Source organism: Paraburkholderia ribeironis (assembly GCF_900019265.1).
In the GTDB taxonomy this organism is placed as follows: Bacteria; Pseudomonadota; Gammaproteobacteria; order Burkholderiales; family Burkholderiaceae; genus Paraburkholderia; species Paraburkholderia ribeironis.
The window spans coordinates 1-3,427 of the sequence record NZ_CYGX02000167.1 but is presented as its reverse complement, the minus strand read 5'-3'; the positions used below and the strand labels follow the sequence as shown (position 1 = coordinate 3,427).

Sequence of the window (3,427 nt, the reverse complement as noted above, 5' to 3'; positions counted from 1 at the left end):
GCCGTCAACAGGTTTTTTCGCTTTCGCTTAAAAATCCGTTGGCGCCACAGCCGCTGATTTCTGCTGCGGCCCTCGTTCTCAAACGAGGAGGCGAATAGTAGGTGAACCTCAGCCCCGTGACAAGGCTCTGACGAAGTCTTTTTGGCAGTTCACTTGCGAGCCGAGTTCACCACGGCATCCATCGGGACGGCTTCGGCCATTGCGGCATAGCCGGCGTCGCTGGGATGGATGTGATCGCCACTATCGAACGCACGCTGCAGACGCTCCGGCTGCGCCCGATCGCGCAGCGCGGCGTCAAAATCCATCACGCCGTCGAAAGCGTGGCTGGTGCGAATCCATTCGTTGACGGCGAGCCTGATACCTTCCCGCTGGGGCGGCAGCGCTGCCGGCGTCAACGTCGCGCCGAACACTTTCACGCCGGCACGCCTCGCGGCCGTGATCACGCGCTGGTATCCGGCAATCAGATCGGCCGCCGTCACCGACGTATGCGGGTAGTCGCAGTCGAGACCGCCATGAGGCGGCATCGCCGCGAAGTTGATGTCGTTGATCCCGATCAGCAAGATCGCTGTCTTGATGCCCGGGCGCCGGAGAACGTCGCGATCGAAGCGGCTCACGAGCGCGTCGCCATAGCAGGGCGAATCGCTCAGCAACCGATTGCCGCTGATGCCGAGATTGACGATCGCCGTCGAACGGTCGCCGCTGCTGGCGAGCCGCCGCGCCAGCGCGTCTGGCCAGCGGCGGTTCTGGTTCATGCTGGAGCGCATGCCGTCGGTGATCGAATCGCCGATCGCGGCGACCGCCGCCGATGAAGGAGCCGCGTCCACCGACAATCCCGTCACCCACACATATTGCGTAAACCGACCGCGAAACGCATCCGCGGAAGCATCGGCGGTGTGATTGCCGGGCGCCGAAACATAATTGACCTGGCTCGACACGCGATGCCACGCCACAATCCGCTGTTCCGGCCCCATGAAAGCGCTGATCGCGTACGGCTCGCCTTCGGCGATATCGAGCGCAATCGGATCGCTGTCCAACGTTCCACCGGCGGGGATGCTGACGGCGCTTCTACCGCCGAAAGTCACGCGCGTCGCACCACTGCCGGCCGCGGCCGCGCCGCCCGCCGAGCGCGCGATGCGCAGTTCTTCGACGACGAGCGGCGTCTTGCCATATTCGTTACTCAGATGCATTCGCGCCGAGCTTCCCGACAGCGTCGGATAGACGATCTGCCGCACGGTGCGCCCGGCGATGTCCGGCGCGCGATACAACGGCGGCAAATCGGCCCGCTGTGGAATGGGTTGTAGCGCTGTCGCCCATGCCGTGACCCAGTGCGCTGGGGCGTCCGCGGCGAGAACGGTCGAAGAGACGGCAAACTGTGCAAGCAGTGCCGCGCCACAGGCGGCAGCCAGGGTGCGAAGGGGCATTCGGGGGATCGGTTCGAGGCCAAACGTGCATTGTGCCCGATCGCGACCGCAATCGCGGGCGGACTCGGGCCACATTCCGCCCGGTTCATCTCAGGCGGTTTGCGCCGCTACTATCTTCAACGCGACGGCTTCCGCGACTTCGATCCCGTCGATGGCCGCCGAGTAGATCCCGCCCGCGTACCCCGCTCCCTCGCCCGCCGGATAGAGACCTTCGACGTTCACACTCTGGTAGTCATCCCCGCGCCGCACGCGAATCGGCGACGACGTTCTGGTCTCGACACCCGTCAGCACCGCGTCATGCATCGCGAAACCCGCGATCTTCCTGTCCATCTGCGGCAACGCCTCGCGAATTGCCTCGATCACGTAGTCGGGCAGCGCGGTGCTGAGATCCGTGGGATGCACGCCCGGCTTGTACGACGGCACCACCGAGCCCAGCGAGGTGGACGGCCGGCCGGCGAGAAAGTCACCGACGAGCTGACCCGGCGCCATATAGTTGCCGCCGCCAAGCTCGAACGCCCGCTCTTCCCATTTGCGCTGGAAAGCGATGCCGGCGAGGGGGCCGCCCGGATAGTCGTCCGGCGTAATGCCGACCACAATCCCCGCATTGGCATTGCGCTCCGCGCGCGAGTACTGGCTCATTCCGTTCGTCACCACGCGTCCGGGCTCGGAAGTCGCCGCCACCACCGTGCCGCCCGGGCACATGCAGAAGCTGTAGACCGCGCGTCCATTGCTGCAGTGATGCACCACTTTATAGTCTGCGGCCCCCAGCTGTTTGTGACCGGCAAATTTGCCGAAACGGCTGCGATCGATCAACCCCTGCGGATGCTCGATGCGGAAACCGAGCGAAAACGGCTTTGCCTCGATGAAGACACCGCGGTCGTTCAGCATCTGAAAGGTGTCGCGCGCGCTGTGTCCGACTGCCAGCACGACATGGTCGCAGCGCAGCGTTTCGCCGGTCGACAGCTTCAATCCGCGTACCTTCCCACCATCGATGTCGATATCGTCGACGCGGGTCTCGAAGCGCACCTCCCCGCCCAGCTCGTGGATGGTCGCGCGCATTTTTTCGACCATGCTGACGAGGCGGAACGTGCCGATATGGGGTCGGCTCAGATACAGAATGTCGTCCGGCGCGCCGGCGCGGACAAATTCGTCGAGCACCTTGCGTCCGTAGTGCTTCGGGTCCTTGATCTGGCTGTACAGCTTGCCGTCCGAAAATGTGCCCGCGCCGCCTTCGCCGAACTGCACGTTCGACTCAGGGTTGAGCACCGATTTGCGCCACAGGCCGAAGGTGTCCTTGGTGCGCTCCCGCACGGCCTTACCGCGTTCCAGAATGATCGGACGGAAGCCCATTTGCGCGAGGATCAAGCCGGCAAAAAGGCCGCACGGGCCCATGCCGATCACCACCGGTCGCGGCGTGGCGAGTTGCGCAGGCGCCTTGGCGACAAACCGGTAGCTCATGTCCGGCGTAACGCCGCAGTGCGGCACGTCTGCGAGCCGCTTCAGTGCGGCGGCTTCATCCGTTACCTCGACATCGACGATGTAGGTGAGCTTGATGTCGGCGCGTTTGCGCGCGTCGTGCGCGCGGCGAAACACGGTGTATCGGACGAGCCCGTCTGCGGCCACGCCGAGTTCCGCGAGGCGCGCACGGACTGCCGCTTCGAGAACGCTCTCGGAATGATCGAGCGGGAGTTTGATTTCGCTTAGACGTAACATGAGTACCGAGGATGCAGAGAAGGCCACAAATCGCGGCCAATTCGCAATTTTATAGGTTAAGCGTCGGCACCGGGCGGGCGCTGCCGACGAAACGCCGCGGCAATGGCGCCAATCCGCCCTATCGATGAATTCGACTGACATCGAAAAATTTATTAACCGACCGGTCGGTTGGTTTATACTGTCGCACAGACAACTTCCTCAGAGAGCGTCCCCCCATGTATACGCAATCGCTGGATATTCCCGGCAACGTCGCCCCGCTGGACGCGGGCGTGAGTTCGCCCGAACAGGCGCAA

At 63.9% G+C, this 3,427-nt stretch carries 2 protein-coding genes; both read right to left on the bottom strand.

Annotation, left to right across the window (positions count from 1 at the left end; genetic code table 11):
• Positions 1-149: 149 nt before the first annotated feature.
• A complete protein-coding gene (locus BN2475_RS32820; protein ID WP_094783482.1) occupies positions 150-1,421 on the bottom strand; it encodes an SGNH/GDSL hydrolase family protein in 1,272 nt (423 codons plus the stop codon).
• Between the two features lie 90 nt (positions 1,422-1,511).
• Positions 1,512-3,134, bottom strand: a complete 1,623-nt coding sequence (locus tag BN2475_RS32815; RefSeq protein WP_094783481.1) for an NAD(P)/FAD-dependent oxidoreductase — start codon at positions 3,132-3,134, stop codon at positions 1,512-1,514.
• Positions 3,135-3,427 lie beyond the last annotated feature (293 nt).

Bases quoted from the DNA above. Each gene is read 5' to 3' on its own strand.
- BN2475_RS32820 (WP_094783482.1), bottom strand. From the start codon at position 1,421: ATGCCCCTTCGCACCCTGGCTGCCGCCTGTGGCGCGGCACTGCTTGCA.
- BN2475_RS32815 (WP_094783481.1), bottom strand. From the start codon at position 3,134: ATGTTACGTCTAAGCGAAATCAAACTCCCGCTCGATCATTCCGAGAGC.